This is a genomic window from Kribbella solani, assembly GCF_014205295.1.
GTDB lineage: Bacteria > Actinomycetota > Actinomycetes > Propionibacteriales > Kribbellaceae > Kribbella > Kribbella solani.
On record NZ_JACHNF010000001.1, the window covers coordinates 1,391,937 to 1,413,516 of the forward strand.

Annotated in this window: 19 protein-coding genes; 13 read left to right on the forward strand and 6 right to left on the reverse strand. The window is 68.5% G+C overall.

Going from position 1 to position 21,580, the window contains the following annotated elements:
- Positions 1-5 precede the first annotated feature (5 nt).
- Both HDA44_RS06065 and HDA44_RS06070 read left to right on the forward strand, forming a co-directional pair.
- Positions 6-389 carry a hypothetical protein gene (locus HDA44_RS06065; protein WP_184832051.1) on the forward strand — a complete coding sequence of 128 codons (384 nt, stop codon included), beginning with the start codon at positions 6-8 and terminating at the stop codon, positions 387-389.
- Entirely contained in the window at positions 382-1,965 is a 1,584-nt protein-coding gene (locus tag HDA44_RS06070; RefSeq protein WP_184832058.1) for a multicopper oxidase domain-containing protein, read from the forward strand. Before HDA44_RS06065 ends, HDA44_RS06070 begins: the two co-directional genes overlap by 8 nt.
- A gap of 13 nt (positions 1,966-1,978) precedes the next feature.
- On the opposite strand, the gene HDA44_RS06075 is transcribed toward HDA44_RS06070, so the two are convergent.
- From HDA44_RS06075 to HDA44_RS06090, 4 genes are all read right to left on the reverse strand, one after another.
- On the reverse strand, positions 1,979-2,308 hold the full coding sequence (locus HDA44_RS06075) for an ArsR/SmtB family transcription factor (RefSeq protein ID WP_184832060.1): 330 nt from the start codon (positions 2,306-2,308) through the stop codon (positions 1,979-1,981).
- On the reverse strand, positions 2,298-2,729 hold the full coding sequence (locus HDA44_RS06080) for an SRPBCC domain-containing protein (RefSeq protein WP_184832062.1): 432 nt from the start codon (positions 2,727-2,729) through the stop codon (positions 2,298-2,300). Before HDA44_RS06080 ends, HDA44_RS06075 begins: the two co-directional genes overlap by 11 nt.
- Positions 2,730-2,804: 75 nt before the next feature.
- Positions 2,805-4,373: a DUF4139 domain-containing protein gene (locus tag HDA44_RS06085; RefSeq protein ID WP_184832064.1), complete on the reverse strand. Its 1,569-nt coding sequence runs from the start codon at positions 4,371-4,373 to the stop codon at positions 2,805-2,807.
- Between the two features lie 20 nt (positions 4,374-4,393).
- Complete coding sequence (locus HDA44_RS06090) at positions 4,394-6,685, reverse strand: N,N-dimethylformamidase beta subunit family domain-containing protein (protein WP_184832066.1); 2,292 nt, start codon at positions 6,683-6,685, stop codon at positions 4,394-4,396.
- A gap of 267 nt (positions 6,686-6,952) precedes the next feature.
- On the opposite strand from HDA44_RS06090, the gene HDA44_RS06095 reads away from it, so the two are divergent.
- From HDA44_RS06095 to HDA44_RS38430, 4 genes are all read left to right on the forward strand, one after another.
- Positions 6,953-7,540, forward strand: a complete 588-nt coding sequence (locus HDA44_RS06095; RefSeq protein WP_184832068.1) for a DUF5134 domain-containing protein — start codon at positions 6,953-6,955, stop codon at positions 7,538-7,540.
- Between the two features lie 113 nt (positions 7,541-7,653).
- Entirely contained in the window at positions 7,654-9,735 is a 2,082-nt protein-coding gene (locus HDA44_RS06100; RefSeq protein ID WP_184832070.1) for a cytochrome c oxidase assembly protein, read from the forward strand.
- The gene (locus tag HDA44_RS06105) at positions 9,732-11,903 is read left to right on the forward strand and encodes a heavy metal translocating P-type ATPase (protein ID WP_337905664.1); all 2,172 of its coding nucleotides are present in this window, start codon (positions 9,732-9,734) and stop codon (positions 11,901-11,903) included. The genes HDA44_RS06100 and HDA44_RS06105 overlap by 4 nt, the downstream gene beginning before the upstream one ends.
- Before the next feature lie 66 nt (positions 11,904-11,969).
- Entirely contained in the window at positions 11,970-13,100 is a 1,131-nt protein-coding gene (locus HDA44_RS38430; protein ID WP_184832072.1) for a cation transporter, read from the forward strand.
- Here HDA44_RS38430 and HDA44_RS06115 read toward each other — a convergent pair.
- A complete protein-coding gene (locus HDA44_RS06115) occupies positions 13,070-13,471 on the reverse strand; it encodes a GtrA family protein (RefSeq protein WP_202887206.1) in 402 nt (133 codons plus the stop codon). The genes HDA44_RS38430 and HDA44_RS06115 overlap by 31 nt on opposite strands.
- 56 nt (positions 13,472-13,527) lie before the next feature.
- On the opposite strand from HDA44_RS06115, the gene HDA44_RS06120 reads away from it, so the two are divergent.
- The 5 genes from HDA44_RS06120 (at position 13,528) to HDA44_RS06140 (ending at position 18,948) form a co-directional block, all read left to right on the forward strand.
- Complete coding sequence (locus HDA44_RS06120) at positions 13,528-13,911, forward strand: hypothetical protein (RefSeq protein ID WP_184832074.1); 384 nt, start codon at positions 13,528-13,530, stop codon at positions 13,909-13,911.
- A gap of 96 nt (positions 13,912-14,007) precedes the next feature.
- Positions 14,008-14,658, forward strand: coding sequence for a DsbA family protein (locus HDA44_RS06125; protein ID WP_184832076.1), 651 nt, complete (start codon positions 14,008-14,010; stop codon positions 14,656-14,658).
- Positions 14,642-15,223, forward strand: coding sequence for a vitamin K epoxide reductase family protein (locus HDA44_RS06130; protein WP_184832077.1), 582 nt, complete (start codon positions 14,642-14,644; stop codon positions 15,221-15,223). Before HDA44_RS06125 ends, HDA44_RS06130 begins: the two co-directional genes overlap by 17 nt.
- Before the next feature lie 93 nt (positions 15,224-15,316).
- Positions 15,317-16,681 (forward strand): nucleobase:cation symporter-2 family protein, encoded by a 1,365-nt coding sequence (locus HDA44_RS06135; protein ID WP_184832078.1) that lies wholly within the window; start codon positions 15,317-15,319, stop codon positions 16,679-16,681.
- Between the two features lie 122 nt (positions 16,682-16,803).
- A complete protein-coding gene (locus HDA44_RS06140) occupies positions 16,804-18,948 on the forward strand; it encodes a transglycosylase domain-containing protein (RefSeq protein WP_184832079.1) in 2,145 nt (714 codons plus the stop codon).
- Between the two features lie 96 nt (positions 18,949-19,044).
- Here the strand turns inward: HDA44_RS06140 and HDA44_RS06145 are convergent, their stop codons facing one another.
- Complete coding sequence (locus HDA44_RS06145) at positions 19,045-20,604, reverse strand: N,N-dimethylformamidase beta subunit family domain-containing protein (RefSeq protein WP_184832080.1); 1,560 nt, start codon at positions 20,602-20,604, stop codon at positions 19,045-19,047.
- A gap of 75 nt (positions 20,605-20,679) precedes the next feature.
- Here HDA44_RS06145 and HDA44_RS06150 point away from each other — a divergent pair, with 75 nt between their 5' ends.
- Both HDA44_RS06150 and HDA44_RS06155 read left to right on the forward strand, forming a co-directional pair.
- Positions 20,680-21,006 (forward strand): hypothetical protein, encoded by a 327-nt coding sequence (locus HDA44_RS06150; protein WP_184832081.1) that lies wholly within the window; start codon positions 20,680-20,682, stop codon positions 21,004-21,006.
- Positions 20,996-21,580 (forward strand): carboxymuconolactone decarboxylase family protein, encoded by a 585-nt coding sequence (locus tag HDA44_RS06155; protein ID WP_184832082.1) that lies wholly within the window; start codon positions 20,996-20,998, stop codon positions 21,578-21,580. Before HDA44_RS06150 ends, HDA44_RS06155 begins: the two co-directional genes overlap by 11 nt.

Here is a 21,580-nt window from a genome sequence, read left to right on the forward strand (position 1 = left end):
GCCCGATGATCAGCGGACGGGTGCTGCAGGGCGTGGTCAGCGCGCACCTGCTGGCGATCGCAGGCCAGCCGGTGTTCGCCGGCGTGTACCTGAGCGGCGACTTCGACGCGTTGCGCCTGCACGCGGCCGGCGCGAACATCGTCACGTCGATCGGCTACCTGCAGGTGATCGTCGCGGTCGTCGTCTGGGTCCGGCTGCGGCGGTACTGGCCGTTCGTGGTGTCGCTCGGCGTGGTGATCGCCGAGACGGTCCAGTACTTCGCGGGCCAGGACGGCGCGCTCTGGCTGCACATCCCGCTGGGCGTGATCACGGTCGTCGCGGTCGTGGTCCAGTTCATCGCGATCTGGCAGCGGCCGCCGCGGCGTACTGAGGAGACTGCTCGTGCGTGAGCAACTGAGCCGGCGCCGGCTGCTCGGCATCGGGGGAGCGCTCGGGCTGGTGACGGCCGGTGGCCTGTCCACCGCGGCGGCGCTCGCCCGTCGGCCGGCGATCACCGGCGGCGAGCTGAGCAGTGAAATACCGTTGCCCCCGGCATTCAAAGTCCCGCTGCCGATCCCGTCCGTACTCGAGCCCACCAAGCCCGGCCGGTACGAGATCCACCAGCGTGAGGTGACCGCCGAGATCCTGCCCGGCGTGCCGACCCGGCTGTGGACGTACGGCGGAACGTTTCCCGGGCCAACGATCGAGTCCCGCCGCGGCCACCCGATTACTGTTGCCCATCGCAACGAACTGCCGGTACCGACGGTGGTGCACCTGCACGGCGGCCGGACGCCCGCGAGCTCGGACGGCTACCCGACCGACCTCGTCTTCCCCGAGGGTTGGGACGACATGGCCGGCATGCACGAGATGGAGGGCATGGGCGGTACGAGCATGAGCGACCCCCGCGCCGTGACGTCCGAGCTGACCCGCGAGTACACGTTCCCGCACGACCAGCGCCCGACCATGCTCTGGTACCACGATCACCGGATGGACTTCACCGCGCCGGCGATCTGGCGTGGACTGGCCGGAATGCATTTCATCCGCGACGCCGAGGAGGACGCGCTCGGTCTGCCGTCGGGTCCGCGCGAACTCCCGTTGATGATCGCGGACCGCGCCTTCGCCGCCGACGGTTCACTCGCGTACCCCGCGCTCGATCCGACGCTGAAAGAGCGCCCGGGTGTCACCGAGAAGTACGTCGCCGGCGTCCTGGGCGACGTGATTCTGGTCAACGGTGCACCTTGGCCGATCCACGAGGTGGACGCCGCCCGGTACCGCCTTCGGTTGCTGAACGCATCGAACGCCCGCCACTACGACCTGGAAGCGGTACGGGACGACGGCCACCGACTCGACCTGGTCCAGATCGGCGCCGACCAGGGTCTACTGCAGGCGCCGGTCAAGCACCGGAACCTGCCGCTGGCCCCGGCCGAACGGTACGACGTGATCATCGACTTCGCGGACGTCCCGATCGGCAGCCGCGTACGCGTCCGCAACCGTCTCGGCAGCGGCCAGACGAAGGAGGTGCTGGCGTTCCACGTCGTCCGTACGGCGACCGACACCAGCCGAATCCCGGAGGTCCTGTCGCACGACCTACCGGAATGGCATCGGTCGGACGCCGTACGCGTCCGCGACTTCTCGTTCCGCGCCGGGCAGATGGGTGACGGGCATGGGTGGCTGATCGGCGGCAAGCCGTTCGCGCCGAGCCGGACGGACGTCTCCACCCGGCTCGGCGATGTCGAGATCTGGCGACTGGTCGCGGACGTGCACCATCCCGTACACCTGCATCTGGTCGGCTTCCGCATTCTGTCCCGCGGCGGCCATGACCCGCTCCCGCACGACGCGGGCCTGAAGGACACGGTGTCGCTGCGTCCCGGTGAGTCGGCCGAGATCATCACCCGCTTCGACGGGTACCGCGGCCGCTACCTGTTCCACTGTCACAACGCCGAGCACGAGGACATGGGCATGATGGCCAACCTCGAAGTGACCTGATCAGGCCACCCGGCTAGGGCCCGAGAAGGTCCTTCAACGCGGTCAGGCGATCGTCCCAGTCGCGTGCCAGCGCGGCCAGGAACTGTTGTGCGACCTGCATCGGCGCGGGCTGCAGGTGGTAGCGGACCCGGCGGCGTTCGCCGGGCTTGGCGAGCACGAGCCCGGCCTCGGCCAGCAGGGCAAGGTGTTTCGCGATCGCCTGCCGAGTGATCGGCAGCCGATCGGCCAGGTCGGTCGCGGTCGCCGGGCCGTGCTCGGCGAGCGCGCCCAGGATCGCGCGCCGGCTCGGGTCCGCGAGCGCGACGAACACCTGTTCGGCGATCGCCTCGGCGTCAGCGGGCATCGACGTACTCGGCCAGCTTGCCGAGCTCACGCACCCAGCCGCGCGAGTTCTCGGCGAAGGCCGGCTGGTGCAGCTCGTCCGGCAGTTGCGCGAATCCGCTCTCGACCACGGTCAGCCGGGTGCCGCCCGCGTTCGGCTCCAGGGTGAACTCGACGTACGTACGCCGCGGATCGTCCTTCGCGAGTCCCTCGATCGGCCAGCTGAACCCGAACACCGACGGCTCGTCGACGCGTTCGATCCGCAGGTCGGCGGCGGGCGCGTCGGCCCACTGCAGCGTCGCCGACCCGCCCGGCCGCAGGTCGATCGTTGCCTTGGTGCTGAACCACGCCTCGAGTCCTTCGGCGGTGGTCACCGCCGCCCACACCTTGGCCGGCGGCTGCGTCAGGTCGAGTACGCGCTCGATCCGGTCCGGAAATCCCATCGGTCAACTCCTCAAATATGGCAACCAGGTGATTGCAATAGCTAAACTATTGCAATCACTTGGTTGCGTCAAGGGTCATTCCCGCCAGCCGGTGAGGTCGACCGACTTGGCGGTGTCGACACGGAAGCCGAGCTTGATCGTGGTCTCGGCGCCGGCGGCCAGCTCGAGCTTCCAGGTGAGTACGCCGAGCTCGGTGGTCTCGGCCGGATCCGGTGTGGTGCTGACCGGCTTGACGGTGATCTCGTGGTCGCGGGACACCGGGAGCTGGTCGAGGACGGTGATCCGCGCGGTTCGCGGCGTGTGGTTCTCGATCGTGGTCTCGTACTCGACCTCGCGGCGGCGCGTCGACCCGAGCGTGGCCTTGGTCGCCGTCCGCCGGGCCAGCTTGCGCTCGACGCGAATGCGGTCGTCCAGGCCGAGCGCGAGCTCGACATCCTCGCCTGGCGCCCAGAGGGGAAGCGCGGCGGAGCCGACGAAGTCCGCCTCGTGGAAGACGGCGGCCTTGCCGGCCGGGAGCGTGTGCGCGGATGAGTTCACCACGGTCGCGCGCAGGTGCACGTCGGTCGAGCGGACCGGCGCGGTCACGTAGTCCAGCTCGGCGTCGAGGTCGATCGCGGCGATCGTGGCGCGATGCGACGCACCATCAGCCGGTACGGCCACCGGCCGCGGCGGCGTGTAACCGGCCGCCGTCACGCCCTGCTCGACCACGGCCTCGACCTGGTCGAAAGCGGGTGCGGCCGCCAACGAGTCCAGGCGCGGCATCCCCGCGGCCCGAGGCTGCTGCCCGCCGTACGCGACGGCGCCCGGAGCGGCGGGCATCGGCGGGATCGGCCGGAGCCGGTCCAGGAACCACGGGTCAAGCTCGGGCACCTTCGCGGTCACCGTCGGCCGCGCCGTCGACAGGGTGAGGTCGCACTCCGGCCAGTCCTCGCCCGTACGCTGCTGGATCAGCCCGTACCAGTTCAGCGTCAGCCGATCACCGGCGAGCCGGACGTCGTACGAGCTGGTCCAGCCCGCCGACGGAACGACGTACGTGAGCTCGACCTCTACCTCAGCGTCGGATTCGAGCGTCAGCGCGATCGCGGCCGCCCGCCGGTCGGGGGTGCGTTGCTTGGTGAGCGCTTCCAGCCGCCGGTCCACCGCCGCCAGCCGTTTCTCGGCCTCACGCTGCTCCGCCGCGAGCTCCCGCCGCTTGGCGCGTACGACCGTCAGCCGCGCGGCCAGCGACTCGGTGAACTCACCCAACTCGGCGCCGCCGTCACCAGCAGCCAGTGTCCGCGCGAAACTGCCACCCGCCCGCCGCGCCAGCTGCGCCAGGAACGTGTCCAGCTGTTGCTGCACTTCAGCTGCATCGACCAGCACGTTCACCTGTTCCGCGGCGTCGATCCGCTCTTGCTCCAGCGATGCCACCGCCTCGTCCGGCGCTTCCGGATGATGCCGCGTTACCAGGTCCACGCCCAGCACGGTCGCCGGTCCACGTCCGGACACCCGTACCGAGTCCTCCGCCAAGGACAGTGGCAGCGGTTCCACGTACACGGACTGATCTCCGCTCGGCACACTGATCCGCCCGCGCCGGGTCACCCGGGCCCGGTCCGGGTACACCACGACGGCAACGATCGGCGCATCCACCACGAGTCGGCTCATGCGTCGACAGTAGTTCGCGATCAGGGCTGGGTGTTGGTTTGCAGCGGGTGCTTCGGTACGGCAACCCGTACCTTGGCCGCGCTCGTACCGGATGGCACGGTGATGTCGCCGCGGGACACCCATTCGGTGATGTTCGCGACGATCGTCGCGACCGCCTGCTGTGAGGCCACGCTCGGCGCGGGCACTGTCCAGTTCGACGGGCAGCGCTGGACCAGGAAACAGCCGTACGCGAACGTCGAACCGTTCATGACGCGCGCGCCCGATGGAGCCGTGTACGCGGTCGCCTGCATCGGCGCGGGCCGCCCGTTCGTGTGGCAGATGCCGGTACCGCTGGCGATCGTGGTCAGTCCTGGCTGCTTGTAGAGGCCGGGCCAGACGTAGTCGATCTCGCCGGCGACGAAGCCGGGGATCTTGGTGCCGGACGCCAGGCCGGAGAACATCCAGCCGCTGCCAGTGGTCAGGTCGTTCCCCAGCACCGCACACGTGTAGTCCGCACCGAGCAGCGGCTGCGACGCGTACGCATCACCCAGGTACCGCCAGGTCGTCGAGTTGTACCCGTCGGTGTACCGGTCGATGTCCCACGTACGCCGGGTGCTGTCGGTGAAGGTGATCCGCCGGTACGAGGTGTTCGCGCCGAGGTTCGCAACGTTGACGCCCTTGCTGATCGCCTGACTCAACGCGGCTCGCATCGGCAACGAGAAGTACTCGTCGTGACCCGGCAGGAAGATCGTCCCGGCCCGCTGTGGCAGCTGCCCACCGAACTGGTCGAGGTCGTTGTCGGTCCAGTACGTGACGTCGAGGCCCTTCGACTCCGCCCAGAACACCAGCCCCTGCTCCAGCGAGAGGTACTGCCCGGATCCCTGGCCGTCACCGTATGGGCGGTCGAACGACAGGCGACCCGATCCTCCGCTCAGGCTGCTGTAGAAGCTCACACCGCCGTAGCTGTTGTACGCCTCCCAGGTCGTGGTCGCCTGCTGGATCAGCAGCGCGTGCTTGGTCCCGGTGTCGTCGCGGACGGTCAGTGGCGCGTACGTAGCGGAGGTCCCGTCGCTGACCTTGAGCAGGTACGTGCCTGGCACCCAGTTCTTGTCGATCGGGATGCTCAACGTGTTCGTCCAGTTCACTGCCGTTGTCATCCGCAACGGATTGCCGCTGGACGACGTACCGCCGGTGGTCGGCGGCGGCTGGATGGTGGTCGGCACGTTGAGCTTCTGCCAGATCTCACGTGCGCCGAGACCGGCGTAGTACCCCATCCGGTACGCGGTGACGGTGACCGGGCTGCCCGGGGCGCCGACGCTGCCCGTACCGCCTGGGCTCACCCTGAGGTCGACGGTTTCACCACAGGTGGCCGACACCGCGGTCAGGTACGCGGCCAGTTGCCCGTTCATGGCAGTGGGAATGACCCAGTCGGCTGTTCCGGTGTCGGCGTTCTCGGCGGCTGTCGTCGGCCAATGGTCGGGGCAGCCGTTCGGGACGCCGGCGAACCCGCCCGCCGCCACGGCCGGCATTGCGGCAGGCGGCGCGATGAAGGCCGCGGTGCCGGAGCCGGAGCTCAGGACGACACCGGTCGAGGTGGTCGCGGACACGGACAGCGTCATGACGCCGCCGTACCTGGACAGCAGCACGTTGTTCACCGGGATGGCGAGCCGTGCGCCGAGATGGGCGTTGATCGGTGCCTTCGGCCGCCAGGTGGCGTACCCGCCGGCGACCGTGAGCGTGCCGTTGATGGTGGTCATCGCGCCGGTCGCGCCGGTCGGCAACTGCATCCGCACCGCGGTGAGCGCGCCGGCCCTGGTGATGGTGCCCTGGTACGTCAGGTTCGTCCGCTGCGCGGGGATCGGGTTCGTCGCCTGGATCGCGACGGACGCGGTGTACGTACGTAGCGGCTGCAGTACGCCGGCGCCGGAGGTCAGTGTCGCGCCGGTCGTACCGATGGTCCTGAAAGCGAGCGTCCACGGTCCGCCGGCCGGCAGCCGCAGCCCGTACAGCGGGATCGCGAGCCGGGCGCCGACGGCAACCTTCGTGGTCCGGGCCGGCCGCCAGCGCAGCACGGTCCGGCTCGCCGAGCTGACCGTGCCGTTGACCGACGTCACCCGCCCGGTGCTGCCCGGCGGGATCGCCATCGTGATCTCGCGGATCGTGCCCGCTTTGAGCACGGTGGCGCGGTAGATGAGCGTTGTCGTCCCGTTCGACGCCCGCGTCGCGGTGATGCTGACGGCAGCGCTCGCCGCGTCGGCGGGCCGATTGACGAACACGACGGTCGCGGCGGCGACGGCAAGCGTCAGCGCGGCGACCAGCAGTTTGCGGACCATGGTTCCCCCCCCAGGCCGGTACTGAAGTCTTTCCCCTGCTTCGCAGCGTAGGAAGAGAATTCGGGTACTGGGGAGTTCGTTGCGAAGCGGTAATCAAACTGGCCCAGACCGCAACTGTCGGTGCCCGCGCGTGTCCGGATCGTGGCCGAAATCGCCGGAACTTCCACGGCAGATCGTGAGTTTGGAAGAATGGCCCGTCATCCGCGCAGAAAGGTGTTTCACCGTGTCGCCTGCTTGCTCGGCCGGTCGTGGATTGCTCGCCGGCGGATGCTGACGACGGGTTGGGCCGTTGCCCTGACGGCCATTTTCGGGGGTACGGGCGCGTACTGCGTGGCGCGGCTGGCGACCCGGCGATGGGCCGGGATCGGGACGATCGTCGACCTGAACCACGTGGCGATGAGCGTGGCGATGCTGGTGATGGTCTGGTGGCCGTCGTTCGGCGGGGGCACCTGGCCGCAGGTGGCGGTGTTCGCGGGCGTGGGCGTCGTGTTCGTACACCACCTGGCCGGATCCGAGACGATCGCGGCCAGGGCGGGCGCGCTCGCGCACGTGGTGATGAACGGCGGCATGGTGTGGATGCTGGTCGCGATGCCGGCGCTGATGGCCGCCGGTGGGATGGCCGGCCTGGACGCGATGGCCGGGATGCATCACGGCGGCGGCTCGGACGTTTCGTCCGGGGTGCAGGCCTGGGTGACGATGCTGACCTGGGATGTCGTCGTGGTGCTGGCGCTGGGCGCGGTGTGGTGGATCGTCCAGGCGGTGCGTACGCGTGGCCATCGGGTGCTGTGCGGATGTCACGGGTTGGCCTGCGCGGGGATGGCCGGAATGCTTGCATTGATGACGCCCGCACTGTGAGTCGGGACACGAGCGCGACGGGAACTTGGGAGCTGGTTCGGTCGTACTTCCGGGTGGGCCTGTTGCCCGTGCCCGCTGCTGGACGTTTCGATAGGACACCTGGCTGATATGTCATGACGATCCCCACCCGTTCGGTCACACCGGTGGAGCGGTCCTCGCGGCAGCCGCGCACTTGGCTGAAGTTGCTGCTGGTCCTGTTTGCCGTGCTCGCGATAGTGGTCGCGGTGGTGACGACGATTGTCATCGGGCCGGACAGCTACCTGCGGATCGCGCGGGATGATCCGGGGCGACTGACCAGTGTCCTCACGGTTGTGGTCCGGGCTGTCTGCGAGCTGGCCGCGCTGGTGACGGTAGGCGGACTGGCGTCCGCCGTGCTGGTCGGTCGGCAGCGGCCGGTCCGTGGCGGCGGTTCGAAGCGGCAGCTGGAGGTGGCGGAGTGGTTCGAGCCGTTCGTCATCCGCCGGGCTGCCGCGACCTGGGCGATCAGTGCGGGCCTGCTGGTGCTGCTGGATGCGCTTGACTCCAACGGGCAGCCGTTGTCGCGGCTGGCGGATCTGTCGGCGGTCGGGTTCTCGATGTTCGGCGGCGACGCGGCGCGGGCGTGGATGGTTGCCTGTGCTGCCGCGATCGCCGCTTGGGTGACCGGGGCGCTGGCGGTGCGGTGGGTGACGTACGGCGTGGTGCTGGTGGTCGCGCTGCTGGGTTCGCTCGCGCCGGTAGTTGTCGGGCAGGTGCTGGTCGGGCCGAACCACGACTTCGGGAGTGACGCGGCGATCTACCAGACGGTAGCTGGGCAGGTGCTGTTCGGTCTGGTGGTGGTGCAGGCGCTGCGGATGGCTACTGGTCGGCGGGTGCGAGTGGGGGAGCGGCCCCGGTGGAAGCTGGTGGCGATCGCGCTGCCGGCGGTGACGGTGGTCGCCGAAGTGGTGCTGTTGTGGTTCAAGCTCGCCGGCTCGTCGCCAACCGCATCAGCCACCGGCTGGTTCGAACTGGTCCGCCTCGCAAGCCTGGTGATCATCTCGATCGGTCTCTTCAGCTATTCACATGAATGGACGAAGGCCGGCGTATTGCTGGCTGTCGCGGGGATCGGGGTGTTTGTTGCGGCGGGGATCGCGATGACGCGGATTCCGCCGCCGCAGTTCTTCGTGCCTACCTCGGTCAGCCAGATCTTCTTCGGCTTCGACCTGCCGGGCCGCCCGTCCTTCGGCACCCTGTTCGGCCAGTGGCGGCCCAACCTGTTGTTCGCCGTGGCCGCGGTCGTCGCGATCACCGGCTACCTGCTGGCCGCCCGCCGGGTCAGGCGTCGCGGCGAGCACTGGCCGGTGCTCCGGACCATCGCCTGGGTGATCGGCTGGGTGCTGATTGTCGTCGTCACCAGCTCCGGCCTCGGCAAGTACTCCGGCGCCGACTTCGCGATCCACATGGTCGTACACATGACTCTGTCGATGCTCGCACCGATTCCGCTCGTACTCGCGGGTCCGCTCACGCTCCTGCTCAGAGCGTTGCCGACGGCAAGAGACGGCCGGCCCGGCCCGTACGAGTGGATCACCGCCGGCCTGCACTCCCGCTTCCTGCGGGCCCTGTACCACCCGCTGCTCGTCTTCGTCCTGTACATCGGGTCGTACTACGCGCTCTACCTCACCGGCGCCTTCGGTACGTTGATGAAGTTCCATTGGGCGCACCAACTGATGAACGTGCACTTCCTGCTGGTCGGGTGCCTGTACTTCGGGCTGGTGATCGGGGTCGACCAGACGCCCCGCAAACTGCCGTCGCTGGCGAAACTCGGGTACATCATGGCCGCGATGCCGTTCCACGCGTTCTTCGGCGTGATCCTGATGTCCGGCGGGATCATCGGCGAGGAGTTCTACCAGCATCTCGATCTGCCCTGGGCGCGGGATCTCGCGGGGACGCAGCAGGCCGGTGGCGGGGTCGCGTGGGCCGGTGGTGAGATCCCGTTGCTGATCGTGGTGATCGTGCTCGCACTGCAATGGGCGATCCAGGACAAGAAGGAAGCGCGCCGCCTGGACCGGCACCTCGACTCCGGGCTGGACGATTCCCACGACGCGTACAACGCGATGCTCGCCCGCCTCGCCGAACGCGGCGGCGCCGAACGGACTGGGGCCGAGCGTGCCGGTGCCGAACGTGCCGGTGCCGAGCGTGCCGGTGCCGAGCGGAGCGGTAAGGATCTGACGTGAGTCTGGTTGAGGAAAGTCCCGTCGGCACGCTCGAGCTCGCGGTCGACGGGATGACGTGCGCCGCCTGCGCGAACCGGGTCGAGCGCGCGCTGAACAAGCTCGACGACGTGACCGCGAGCGTCAACTACGCGACCGAGCGCGCCGTCGTCCACGGCAGCGGTCCCGAGCTCGCCGAGCGGGCCGTCGCCGCGGTGGTGAAGGCCGGCTATCAGGCCTCGGTGCGGGACACCGAGGACGAGGGGGAGTGGACCCGGCGGTCGTTCGGCGACCGCGTTTCGGCCCTCCGGCGGCGGCTCGTGGTCGCGATGCTGCTGGCGATCCCCTTGATGGACGCGACGATCATGCTGGCGATGGTGCCGCGACTGCGGTTCCCCGGCTGGGAGTGGGTCTGCGTACTGCTCGCCGTCCCGATCGTCACCTGGGCCGCGTACCCGTTCCATCGAGTGACGGTACGGAACCTCCGGCACGGCAGCGTCAGTATGGACACGCTGGTGTCGCTGGGGATCGCGGTGTCGTTCGGTTGGGCGGTGGTGTCGATCCCGTTCGGCGGTGGGAGTCTGTACCTGGATGTCGCCGCCGGGATGACCGTGTTCCAGCTGGCCGGACGGTACTTCGAGACCCGGTCGCGGCGGCAGGCGGCCGACGTGTTCGATGCCTTGAGCAACCTTGCCGCGCCGACCGCGCGGGTGCTCGTTGACGGTCAGGAACGCGAGGTGCCGACGGCGCAGGTACGCAAGGGCGATGTGGTCGTCGTGCGGGCCGGGGAGACCGTGCCGGTCGATGGGGTCGTGCTCGAAGGGACGGCGTCCGTCGACACGAGCGCGGTCACGGGGGAGCCGGTGCCGCGGACAGCTGAACCCGGGCACGACGTGATCAGTGGCAGCATTACGCTCGACAACCGGTTGTTGCTGACCGCAACCGCAGTCGGGGCGAATACGCAGCTCGCGCAGATGGCTGTGCTCGCTGAGCGGGCGCAGGAACGCAAGGCGCGGATTCAGCACACGGTGGACCGGATCATCACGTGGTTCGTCCCCGCGGTCATTGCGCTCGCGGCTCTGGTCGCGGTCGCGTGGCTGGTGGCCGGCGCGAGCCCGCAGCGTGCGATCGGGGTTGGTGTCGCGGTTCTGGTGATCGCTTGTCCGTGCGCGCTGGGGCTGGCGACGCCGACGGCGCTGATGGTCGGGATCGGTCGAGGTGCGTCGCTGGGGATCCTGATCAAGGGTCAGGACGCGCTGGAGGCGAGCGGCGTCATCGACACCGTGGTCCTGGACAAGACCGGCACGCTGACAACCGGCGAGATGACGGTGACTGGGGTCGACGGGGACGACGACCTGCTGAGGTACGCGGCGTCGGTCGAGCAAGGCTCGGAGCACCCGATCGCCCGCGCGATCGAACGTGGTGCCGCCGGTCTGGACCTGCTCCCGGTCGAAAACTTCGAGACCCTCCCCGGCCTGGGCGCATCCGGTGTCGTGAACGGTCACCACGTCCTCGTCGGCAACGCCGCCCTGCTCGCAAGCCACGACATCACTCCAACCCAGCAGCCCGGGTTGGCTGGGCAGGGTGGGCGCGGTGTTGTGTATGTGGCGGTTGATGGGGTGTTTGCTGGGTCGATCGTGTTGTCCGACGACATTCGGCCGAGTGCCCGTGAAGCGGTTGATGCGTTGCATGGTCAGGGGCTGCGGACGGTTCTGCTCACCGGTGACGACGCACCGGCTGCCCGGGCGGTCGCGGCAGGGCTTGGGATCGAGGATGTTCGGGCGAACGTGCTGCCCGCGGACAAGGCCGGTGTGATCGCCGAGCTGCAGGCCGATGGTCGTCGGGTCGCGATGGTCGGTGACGGCATCAACGACGCGGCCGCGCTTGCCACCGCGGACCTCGGCCTGGCCGTCGTCACCGGTACGGACATCGCGCTCAAGTCCGCGGACATCGTCCTGGTCCGCGACCACCTGGGCGTGATCCCGGACGCGATCGGCCTGGCCCGCAAGACCCGGCAGACCATCCACCGGAACCTGATCTGGGCGTTCGCGTACAACGTGGCCGCGCTCCCGGTCGCCGCGGCCGGGCTGCTGAATCCGCTGATCGCGGCCGGCGCGATGGCGCTCTCCTCGCTGTTCGTCACCCACAACAGCCTCCGGCTCCGCGACTACGGCCGCCGACACGCTGAGTAGGCGCGCGGCTCCCGGCCCGGCTACCTAGCATCGGAAGTGCTGTGCCGTCGAGCCGAGGAGCCCGTCGTGACCGCTGAACCAGTACCTGCCGGGACGACGAGCCGTACGTCGGCCGCGCGCGTACTCGTCGAGCTTGCCCACGAGCTGTTCGACACTCCGGCCACGGGTGCGCCCGTAGCCATCGACTACCGGGAAGAGCCGATCGGCGCGCTCGAAGGCGAGCGGGCCGAGTTCCTCCGGACACGGCTCGCGGACTGCCCGCCCTGGCTGGTGACAGCGGCGACGAACCGGATCACGTGGACCGACAGCGACGGCGTCTCCAACGTCGCTTACAGCGGGTCGCTGGGCCCGGTCGTGCCGATCGTCGCCCGTGAGGCGACGCTGGCGTGGTGGCACAAACTGGACGCCGACCTGGCCGGCCGTACGGTCAACGACGCCAATCGTGACCTGCTCGCAGAGGTCACGACCGACAAGGTCCCACGCGAGATTCTGCGCAGTGGTGTCGAAGCCGCCGCCCGGGTGCTGGTGCAGCACGCGTACCTGGCCGACCGCACGCCGTACGCCGATCCCGCGTCGTTCGCTGCCGTGCTACGCGACAGCGGGATCTTCACAACAGTCGCCGGTACGTGGCACTGGGGTTTGCAGGCGTCCACGTACCGACGCGGTCTGATCCCCGTGCAGCTGATCTGCTTCGGCGGACGCGTCACGTACTCGGCCGACTCGGTCGCGGCGCTTCGGGTCATGAAGGACGCCCGGATCGCGGCCGCCCACACGACTGACAACCCTGACCCCAGCGCGGAGCAGTACGCGGCCCTGGAAGCCGGTGAGCACCCGCGCTGCCTGGCCCACCCGCCGCAGTTCTTCAACGGTCACCGCGTCAGCCTGCTGACCGCACTCGCCGCCGCGTACGTGGACACGTTCACGCGCTTGCTCGACGTCGTCACCCTGACCACCAGCACGCCAACCGAAACGGAGCTCAGCATGTCCGAAACATCCTTCGAGGTCCCGGACATGACCTGCCATCACTGCGTCAACACGATCACCAAGGCGGTCGCGGAGTTCGGCGTCGAAGCACCGACGTTCGACCTCGAGACCAAGCGGGTCGTGGCCACCTTCCCGACACCGGAGATCCGCGACCAGAGCTACTCGGCCATCCGCGCGCACGGCTACACGGTCGTACCCTCGGCGGCCGGCTGACGGTCGCGGAACACCAGCCAGCGCATCGCGCAGTACATGAACACGCCTTCGCAGAGCCCGGCCAGGATGCGCGACAGGTGGTACTCGAGGCCGAGGTACGACAACCCGGCGCCGAGGCCGAGGATCAGCACCAGATAGTTGACAATGACAACGATCACGTACGTACCGAGCTGCGGGCCGACCGGTGCATGTGAACGGAAGTTGAACGCCCGGTTGAGTACGTAGCTCAGCCCGAACGCGCAGCAGTACGCGACCGTGATCGCGAGCCAGAGCGGTACGTGCAAGCCGGACCGAAGTGTGGTGAGCAAGCCGAGATCCACGCCGAACGTGAACCCGTTGATCAACGCGAACCCGAGCAGATTGGGCGGCACACCAGGAGAGTGTGCCAGGCCACCGGTTGCGTCAGTTGGCTAGGGTTGGCGTCGAGATGAACGGACTCCGGTGGCTGATGACGCGTGCGGCGGTGCTGCTCGCTGCTCTGGTCGCGGTGTGCGCGTTTCACGGCGCGGCCTCGGAGCCGGCCGGTGCCGGGGCGGTCGCGGGGCAGAGTGCCGCGGTCCAGCTCGTCGGGCCGTTGCACGTGGACCTGAGCGAGGTGCCGTCCACGGCGTCGGAGGTCGAGCAGCACGCTCATCTGCTGTTCGTCGTACTGGTGGGCGCCTCGATGGCGCTCGGATTGGTGCTGGCGGCCAAAGCGTTGCGCCTGGTCGCGTACGTGCTGGCGCGGCAACGTCCGTCGCCGCGCATCACTGCCGGACCGGCCTGGTCCGCAGGTCCTTCGCTGGCTGAACTCTGCGTGGTGCGCAGGTAGGCCGACGCATGTCTCGAGTGGCTGAGCTCAACGAGCTTTCGGCCACCACTGATTCATGTCTCGTCGGTTTCCCCTTTCAGCAAAGGACAGCAGGATATGAGTACCAACGCCCGGATCTCGATCGGTATCGCGGTCGCGTTCGCCGCAGTCGTCGGAGTACTGCTCGTACTGAACGGCCGTGGTGACGGCGGTGTGCAGGATGCCGCCGCGGCGACGGACGAACGGCTGGTACGCGCGGACAGTCATCGCCTGAACGAGGCGAAGGACGGCAAGGTCACCTTCGTGGAGTTCCTCGACTTCGAGTGCGAGGCCTGCCGCGCGGCGTTCCCGGCCGTGGAGCAGTTGCGCGCGAAGTACGACGGCAAGGTCACGTTCGTCGTGCGTTACTTCCCGATTCAGAGTCATTTCAACGCGGAGCGCGCCGCCCGCGCGGTCGAGGCGGCGGCCGCGCAGGGCAAGTTCGAGGCGATGTACCGGAAGATGTACGACACCCAGACCGAATGGGGCGAGCAGCAGGTCCCCGCGGACGCCCGCTTCCGCGCGTACGCGGAGGAGCTCGGCCTGGACGTCGCCGCCTGGGAGCAGAAGTACAACGACCCGGCGACCCTGGAGCGGATCAAGAAGGATGTCGCCGACGGGGACGCGCTCGGCGTCACCGGGACGCCGACGTTCTTCCTGAACGGCAAGAAGCTCGAGCCGAAGTCGATCGACGACCTGGTCACGAGCATCGATGCCGAACTCAAGTAGCCGCGCTCCGGGTGAACGCGGTCTGGCGTGGTTGTTGCTGCTCGGCGGTGCGGCCGGGCTGATCGCCGCGGGCGTGCTGACGGTCGAGAAGATCGCGCTCCTGCGCGATCCGTCCTACGTCCCGTCGTGCAGCATCAACCCGGTGCTGTCGTGCGGTTCGGTGATGTCGACCGACCAGGCCGAGGCGTTCGGCGTACCCAACCCGTTGCTGGGTATCGCCGGTTTCGCGATCGTCACCACCGTCGGCGCCGCGCTGCTGGCCGGCGCGCGGTTCCGGCGGTGGTTCTGGCTGGGTCTCCAGGCGGGCGTGACGTTCGGCGTGGTGTTCGTGCACTGGCTGATCTTCCAGAGCCTGTATCGGATCGGCGCGCTCTGCCCGTACTGCATGGGTGTCTGGGCGGTGACGATCCCGATCTTCTGGTACGTCAGCCTGCACAACTTGCGAACCACCCGGATCGGCCTGGGCGCCGCGCGGATGCACGGCGTCGTACTCACCTGCTGGGCAGCCGTTGTGGCCGGCCTGATCACTGCGCGATTCTGGTCGTACTGGACCACGCTGGTCTGACTTCAACAAACCGTTGACGCGCCGCGGAGCGTGTGCCACTCTGTCGCTACTCGGAATCTTCCTTCCGTAAGGCGGAATTGTCTGGAGGCAGGCATGGCGTCCACCCCGCTCCGGCCGGAAGACGAACGGCTGCCGTTCGGGCAGCTGCTCGTCTACGGCACCCAGCACATCCTGACGATGTACGGCGGCCTGATCGCACCGCCGCTGATCGTCGGCGCCGCGGCCGGTCTGTCCGCGCCCGACATCGGCCTGCTGATCACCGCCGGCATCTTCATCAGCGGCCTCGCGACCCTGCTGCAGTCGCTGGGCCTCGGGCCGTTCGGGGCCAGGTTGCCGATCGTGCAGGGCATCTCGTTCGCGAGTGTGTCCACGATGGTTTCGATCGCCTCCCGCGACGGCGTCCGGCCGGTGTTCGGCGCGATCCTCGTCGCCGGGGTGATCGGCGTGATCCTGTCGTCGTTCTTCGCGCACCTGGTCCGGCTGTTCCCGCCGGTGGTGACCGGGACGATCATCACGGTGATCGGGATCTCGCTGCTGCCGGTCAGCTTCGACTGGGCGCTCGGCGGCGTCGGCGCCAAGGGGTACGGCGATCCGGGCAACATCGCGCTGGCCGGACTGACACTGCTGGTGATCCTGGTGATCAGCCGCCTCTTCCAGGGCTTCGTGTCCCGGCTGTCGATCCTGATCGGCATGATCGCCGGCACATTGGTCGCGATCCCGTGGGGCAAGGCCGACTTCGGCGCGGTCGGCCACGGCCCGGTGGTGTCGCTGCCGCCGGTGTTCGGCCTGGGTACGCCGGTGTTCGACGCCGGCGCGATCGTGGCGATGACGATCGTGGTACTGGTGATCATGACCGAGACGATGGCCGACCTGATCGCGATCGGGCAGATCGTGGATACGCCGGTCGACCACAAGCGGGTCGCGGACGGGCTGCGCGCCGACATGCTGTCCACTACGGTCGCGCCTGTCTTCGGAGCGTTCCCCGCGAGCGCATTCGCGCAGAACGTCGGACTGGTCGCGATCACCGGCATCAAGTCCCGGTTCGCGGTCGCGGCCGGTGGGGGAGTGCTGGTACTGCTCGGCTTGGTGCCGTTGTTCGGCCGGGTCGTCGCCGCGATTCCGGCGCCGGTGCTCGGCGGGGCCGGGATCGTGCTGTTCGGATCGGTCGCGGCCAGCGGCATCCGGACGCTCTCGCGGGTCGAGTACGCCGACAATCTGAACCTGGTGGTGGTCGCGGTGTCGCTCGGGATGGGCATGGTGCCGATCGCCCGGCCGCACTTCTGGGACAAGTTCCCGTCCGGTGTCGCCGTCGTACTGGATTCGGGGATCAGCGCGGCGGCGGTGACCGCTGTACTGCTCAACTTGTTCTTCAACCGCTGGCGGGCGCTGCTGAAGGACAAGCCGTCGGTGTTCGCGGCCGCTCCGGACGAGCGCGGAACGCCCTTGCCGGAGGCATAGGCCAGCGTGGTTGCCTTGAGCAACCGACCTGGGCAACCAATCTGGGCAACCAATCTGGGCAATGGATTAGAGGACGCTGAGAGACGCACGCGTTCCTTGAGTTCTGGGGTTAGCCTGGATGGGTGCCGACAACCGGCGAGGGTGGACGCGGGGGAATTCGGGCGCTGACCAGGTTCCTGGGGATCAGCGCACTCGCCGGTGCGCTCGCCGCCGGCCTGGTGGTGCCGATCGTCGGTCTGGCCGGGGTTGGGACCGAGCGGGTGGTCGACTCGCTGACCAGTCTGCCGGAGCGGCTGATCGCGGGCGCGCCGGACGTACGCACCCGGGTCCTGGCCGCCGACGGGAGCCTGATCGCCAACCTGTACGAGGAAAACCGGGCACCGGTCGGGCTGAAGCAGATCGCCCCGAGTATGCGGCACGCGATCGTCGCGATCGAGGACTCGCGGTTCTACCAGCACGGCGCGCTGGACCTGCAGGGCACGCTGCGGGCGATGATCCGCAACCGCGCCGACGGTACGACCGTGCAGGGCGGTTCCAGCATCACCCAGCAGTACGTGAAGATGACGCTGCTGGAGAACGCGCGGACCCCGGCGGACCAGCGCGCCGCGACCGCGCTGACGTACCAGCGCAAGCTGACCGAGCTCCGGTACGCGATCGAGGTCGAACAGCGATACTCCAAGGACCAGATCCTGGACATGTACCTGAATCTGGCGAACTTCGGCGACGGCACGTACGGCGTCCAGGCGGCTGCCCAGCACTACTTCGGCGTGAACGCGTCGCAGCTGACCCTGCCGGAGTCCGCGATGCTGGCCGGGATCGTGAAGAACCCGAGCGGGTACGACCCGGTGTCGAACCCCGGACCGGCGACGGGCCGGCGTAACACCGTGATCGGGCGGATGCTGCAACTCGGCGTGATCTCGGTCGGCGATGCGAACCGCGCGCTGCGTACGCCCGTGATCGACCTGTCCCAGGTGCACCCGATCCTGAACGGCTGCGCCAACTCGGCGTACCCGTTCTACTGCGAGTACGTGGTGTCCAAACTGCTGCAGAACCCGGCGCTCGGTGACACGCCGCAGCAGCGCGATCATTACCTCAAGACCGGCGGGCTGACGATCCGGACGTCGCTCGATCCACGTATCCAGGCGGCCGCGCAGAAGTCGATCGACGAGCACAGCAAACCGAGCGACAACACGATCGCCGCGGTGACGGTGGTCGAGCCGGGGACCGGGCTGGTCAAGGCGATGGTGCAGAGCAAGCCGTACGGGTACGGGATGCACGAGACGGCGTACAACTACAACGTCGAGAAGTCGTACCCGGGTGGGTACGGCGGGTTCCAGAACGGGTCGACGATGAAGGCGTTCACCATCGCCGCCGCGATCCAGCAAGGGATCCCGATCGACTACCAGATCAACTCACCGGACCAGATCGACCTCAGCAACGTGCCGTTCCGTACCTGCAAGGGCTGGACCCGGGACGGGAACTACACGCCGAAGAACTCGACCAAGAGCGGCGATTTCACCATGGTCGACGGTGCCCGGTACTCGGTGAACACGTATTTCCTGCAACTGTCCGAAAAGACCGGATTGTGCGCACCCGCGACCATCGCGGCCAAACTCGGCATGTACAACGCGCAGACGCTGAAACCGCTCGACCAGGTCGTGTCGTTCACCCTCGGGGTCGGGTACGTGACGCCGCTGATGCTGTCGAACGCGTACGCCACGTTCGCCGCGCGCGGGGTGCACTGCGAACCACTGCTGGTCACCGGGATCACCGACCAGAACGGCAAGTCGATCTCGACGCCGGCGCAGGCGTGCAAGCAGGTGCTCGAGCCGTGGGTCGCGGACGGCGTGAACCGGGTGCTGAGCGCGGTGATGGAGCCGGGCGGTACGGGCGGGAACCTGAAGTTCGGCAACTGGGCGCTGGCCGGGAAGACCGGCACGATCAACAAGAACCTCGCGGTCTGGTTCTCCGGCTACGCGCCGAACCTGGCGGCCGCCGCCGTGGTGGCCGACGCGACGCCGCCGTACACGAACCTGATCGGTCAGCGGCTGGACGGCCAGGACATCAGCGACCCGACCGGTTCGGGTACCGCCGGCCCGATCTGGGAGACGGCGATGCGCGGTGCCCTCCAGGGGATGCCCCGCGACCACTTCACCACCCCACCCGACCGCGTCCTGGGCAGCTACGCGAACAACAACTCGAGCTCGAACCAGAACTCGAACTCCAACCAAAACCCGAACCAGAACCAGCCGACCCCCGGCCATTAAGACCTTGCCCCCTGAAGCGTAGGGCTGCCCCCTCGGAATTCGAGGGGGCAACCCTGCAGTTGAGGGGACACCCGCTCAACTGGAGGGTTGCGCGGGTCAGGGGTGGACCGGGCCCTTGGAGGGTCCGACGCGGCCGCCGGTGCCGGTGGAGGTGGAGGCCTGGTTGTGGAGGCTCGGGAGGTTGCCGACGGCGGGGTGTTTGCGGCCCAGCGGGCCTTCGGCCAGTGCCTTGAACAGGTTCTGGGTCACCTGCCGGGCGAAGTCCACGGACGGCTGGCCGACGTTGTTTTCCGGGTCCGGTCCCTGCAGTGCGCGGACCCACTCGATCGTCCCGGTGGTGAACACGCCGGCCCCGGACGGCACCGTGTAGTAGCTCGCGTCCGAGATCGTGTGCTTCGGCCCGCAGGTGATCGGCGAGTGGGCGACGACCTGTAGGTTCGCGGGCGTTCCGGCGATCGGGTACGCGCGGTCCGCCTCGTCGCCGATCAGCCCGGCGTACGCCGATCCGGCCCCGGCGCCGGTCCCGGTGAAGAGGAAGAAGTTCGGGTCGAGGACCGTGAACGCGCCCTTCGCCGGGAAGCACTCGTAGAGCATCCCGGTCAGCGAGTTCTCCGGGTCCGGGTACGGCGCCGCGCGCCAGTGCACGGTCGTGTCGGGCGCATTGTGCGACGGGTCGAGCTTCGCGTCCTTGTACCCGATCATGATCCGGTTCGCACCGTGCGCGTCCGGCCCGTACCGCACCCGCCAGAAGACCGAGTTCGCGCCCATGAACGCCAGGTTCGTCCCGGCGTCCCGGGCCCTGGTGATGGCCGCGCGGGCCGGCAGCGTCCAGTACTCGTCATGTCCGCCGAACACGATCGCCTTGGCGCCCTTGAGCAAGCCCGGGTCGGCCTGCAGATCGACACTCGTCGCGTACGCGAGCCGTACGCCGCTGCGCTCCGCCTGCTGGACCAGCGGCACGTTGTCGGTCAGCATGCCGCGTGCGCCGTTCAGGTCGTACGGGCGGTCGAACGTGACCATCAACGACCTCTTGGCCGCCGACTTGCGGGGGCCGTGGTAGAGCGAGTAGCTGCCCCAGGCGTTGTACGCCTCGTCGGTGTTCACGCCGCTGACGATCAGTACGGCGTCGCGGGCCCTGTCCGAACGGACCACCAGCGGGACGTACTTCTCCTTGCCGTTCGTGGCCCGTAGCAACAGGAGGTAGCTACCGGCCGGCCAGCCTTTGGTCTGCACGGTGAGCGTGGGCGACCAGTTGGCCGCGGTGATCATCCTGTCCTTGGTGAGGATCGGTTGCGGCTGCGCCTTGCCGGGGACGCTCGGTGAGGTCCAGATCAGCTTCGCGCCGGCGCCGGCGTACCAGCCGATCCGGAAGGCACGAACCGTGTACGCGCCCGCGGAGGACGTGACGAACAAGCGGAACGGTTCGCCACTGCGTACGCTGACGTGGTCCGCGTACCCGGCGAGCTCCATCGGGCCGGCCACCTGGCTGTCGTGCATCTGCCAGTCGCTGCTGCCCAGTTGGGGTTGGTTGCTGCCGATCTCGTCGTGCCCGTCGCTGGTGTCCGGCGCGGTGCTGCTTGCTCCAGGTGAGCTTTGGCAACCGGTCACCAAAGCCAGTACGAGTACTCCCGCCGCCAGTACTTTTGTAGCCCGCACGAGGCCTCCCCAGGTAGTCAAAGCATGGTAAGCACGCGCAGGCTTACAGCAGGCTGAGAAATGATAGGAGGAGTCGTGCCGGACGAGAAACGAGCGCTGCACCGAGCCCTGGAGGAGCGCGTGGTCCGCGGCGAGGGCAAGTCCACGGTGGAGTCGCGTACCCAGGCCTTCGCGAACGAGGGCGTACCCGCGGCGCTGGGCGTACTGATCGACAAGGTCGCCGACCGCCCGGCCCAGGTCACCGACAGCGACCTGCAGGCGGCCAAAGCGTCCGGTCTGAGCGAGGACGAGCTCTTCGAGCTGGTGGTCTGTGCCGCGGTCGGCAAGTCGACCCGTTTGTACGACGCCGGGCTGGCCGCGCTTGCCGAGGCGACGGGGGAGGGAACCTCCGATGCGTCTTGACATCCTCAATCACGGCTACAGCGCGGGCAACAAGGCGCTGTTCACGGTCATCCGCCTGTTCTCCGGTCATGCGCTGCCCGACGCCGCGAAGATCACGTTCTATCGCTCCGACTTCTACGGCAATCCGGCGAAGGCGTTCACGCAGCAGGCGATGCGCGGTCCGTCCGGCTGGTCCGTCGCGGACCGCGAGCTGATGGCCGCGTACGTGTCGAAGGTGAACGAGTGTGCGTTCTGTATCGGCGCCCACACCGCCACCGCGACCCAGGCGTACGACGACGCGCCACGCGTGACCGCGACGCTCGAGGACCTCGAGTCGGCGCCGCTGGAGGAACCACTCCGCGCGACGCTCCGCGTGCTCGGCGTCCTGGTGCGTACCGGCAACATCACCGCCGCGGACCTGCGGACTGCCTTGTCGGCGGGCGCGACGGCCGCCCAACTCTCGGATGCCCTCGCGGTCGCCGTCGCGTTCAACACGACGAACACGCTGGCCGACGTCTTCGGCTTCACGCTGCTGACGCCGAAGGGATACACCGCGGGCGCCCGGTTCCTGCTCAAACGCGGCTACGGCGGCTGA

Coding starts and splice junctions, on each gene's coding strand:
- HDA44_RS06065 (WP_184832051.1), top strand. CDS start 6: ATGATCAGCGGACGGGTGCTGCAGGGCGTGGTCAGCGCGCACCTGCTG.
- HDA44_RS06080 (WP_184832062.1), bottom strand. CDS start 2,729: ATGGGATTTCCGGACCGGATCGAGCGCGTACTCGACCTGACGCAGCCG.
- HDA44_RS06135 (WP_184832078.1), top strand. CDS start 15,317: ATGGCGTCCACCCCGCTCCGGCCGGAAGACGAACGGCTGCCGTTCGGG.
- HDA44_RS06085 (WP_184832064.1), bottom strand. CDS start 4,373: ATGAGCCGACTCGTGGTGGATGCGCCGATCGTTGCCGTCGTGGTGTAC.
- HDA44_RS06125 (WP_184832076.1), top strand. CDS start 14,008: ATGAGTACCAACGCCCGGATCTCGATCGGTATCGCGGTCGCGTTCGCC.
- HDA44_RS06130 (WP_184832077.1), top strand. CDS start 14,642: ATGCCGAACTCAAGTAGCCGCGCTCCGGGTGAACGCGGTCTGGCGTGG.
- HDA44_RS06095 (WP_184832068.1), top strand. CDS start 6,953: ATGCTGACGACGGGTTGGGCCGTTGCCCTGACGGCCATTTTCGGGGGT.
- HDA44_RS06090 (WP_184832066.1), bottom strand. CDS start 6,685: ATGGTCCGCAAACTGCTGGTCGCCGCGCTGACGCTTGCCGTCGCCGCC.
- HDA44_RS06075 (WP_184832060.1), bottom strand. CDS start 2,308: ATGCCCGCTGACGCCGAGGCGATCGCCGAACAGGTGTTCGTCGCGCTC.
- HDA44_RS06100 (WP_184832070.1), top strand. CDS start 7,654: ATGACGATCCCCACCCGTTCGGTCACACCGGTGGAGCGGTCCTCGCGG.
- HDA44_RS06120 (WP_184832074.1), top strand. CDS start 13,528: ATGAACGGACTCCGGTGGCTGATGACGCGTGCGGCGGTGCTGCTCGCT.
- HDA44_RS06155 (WP_184832082.1), top strand. CDS start 20,996: ATGCGTCTTGACATCCTCAATCACGGCTACAGCGCGGGCAACAAGGCG.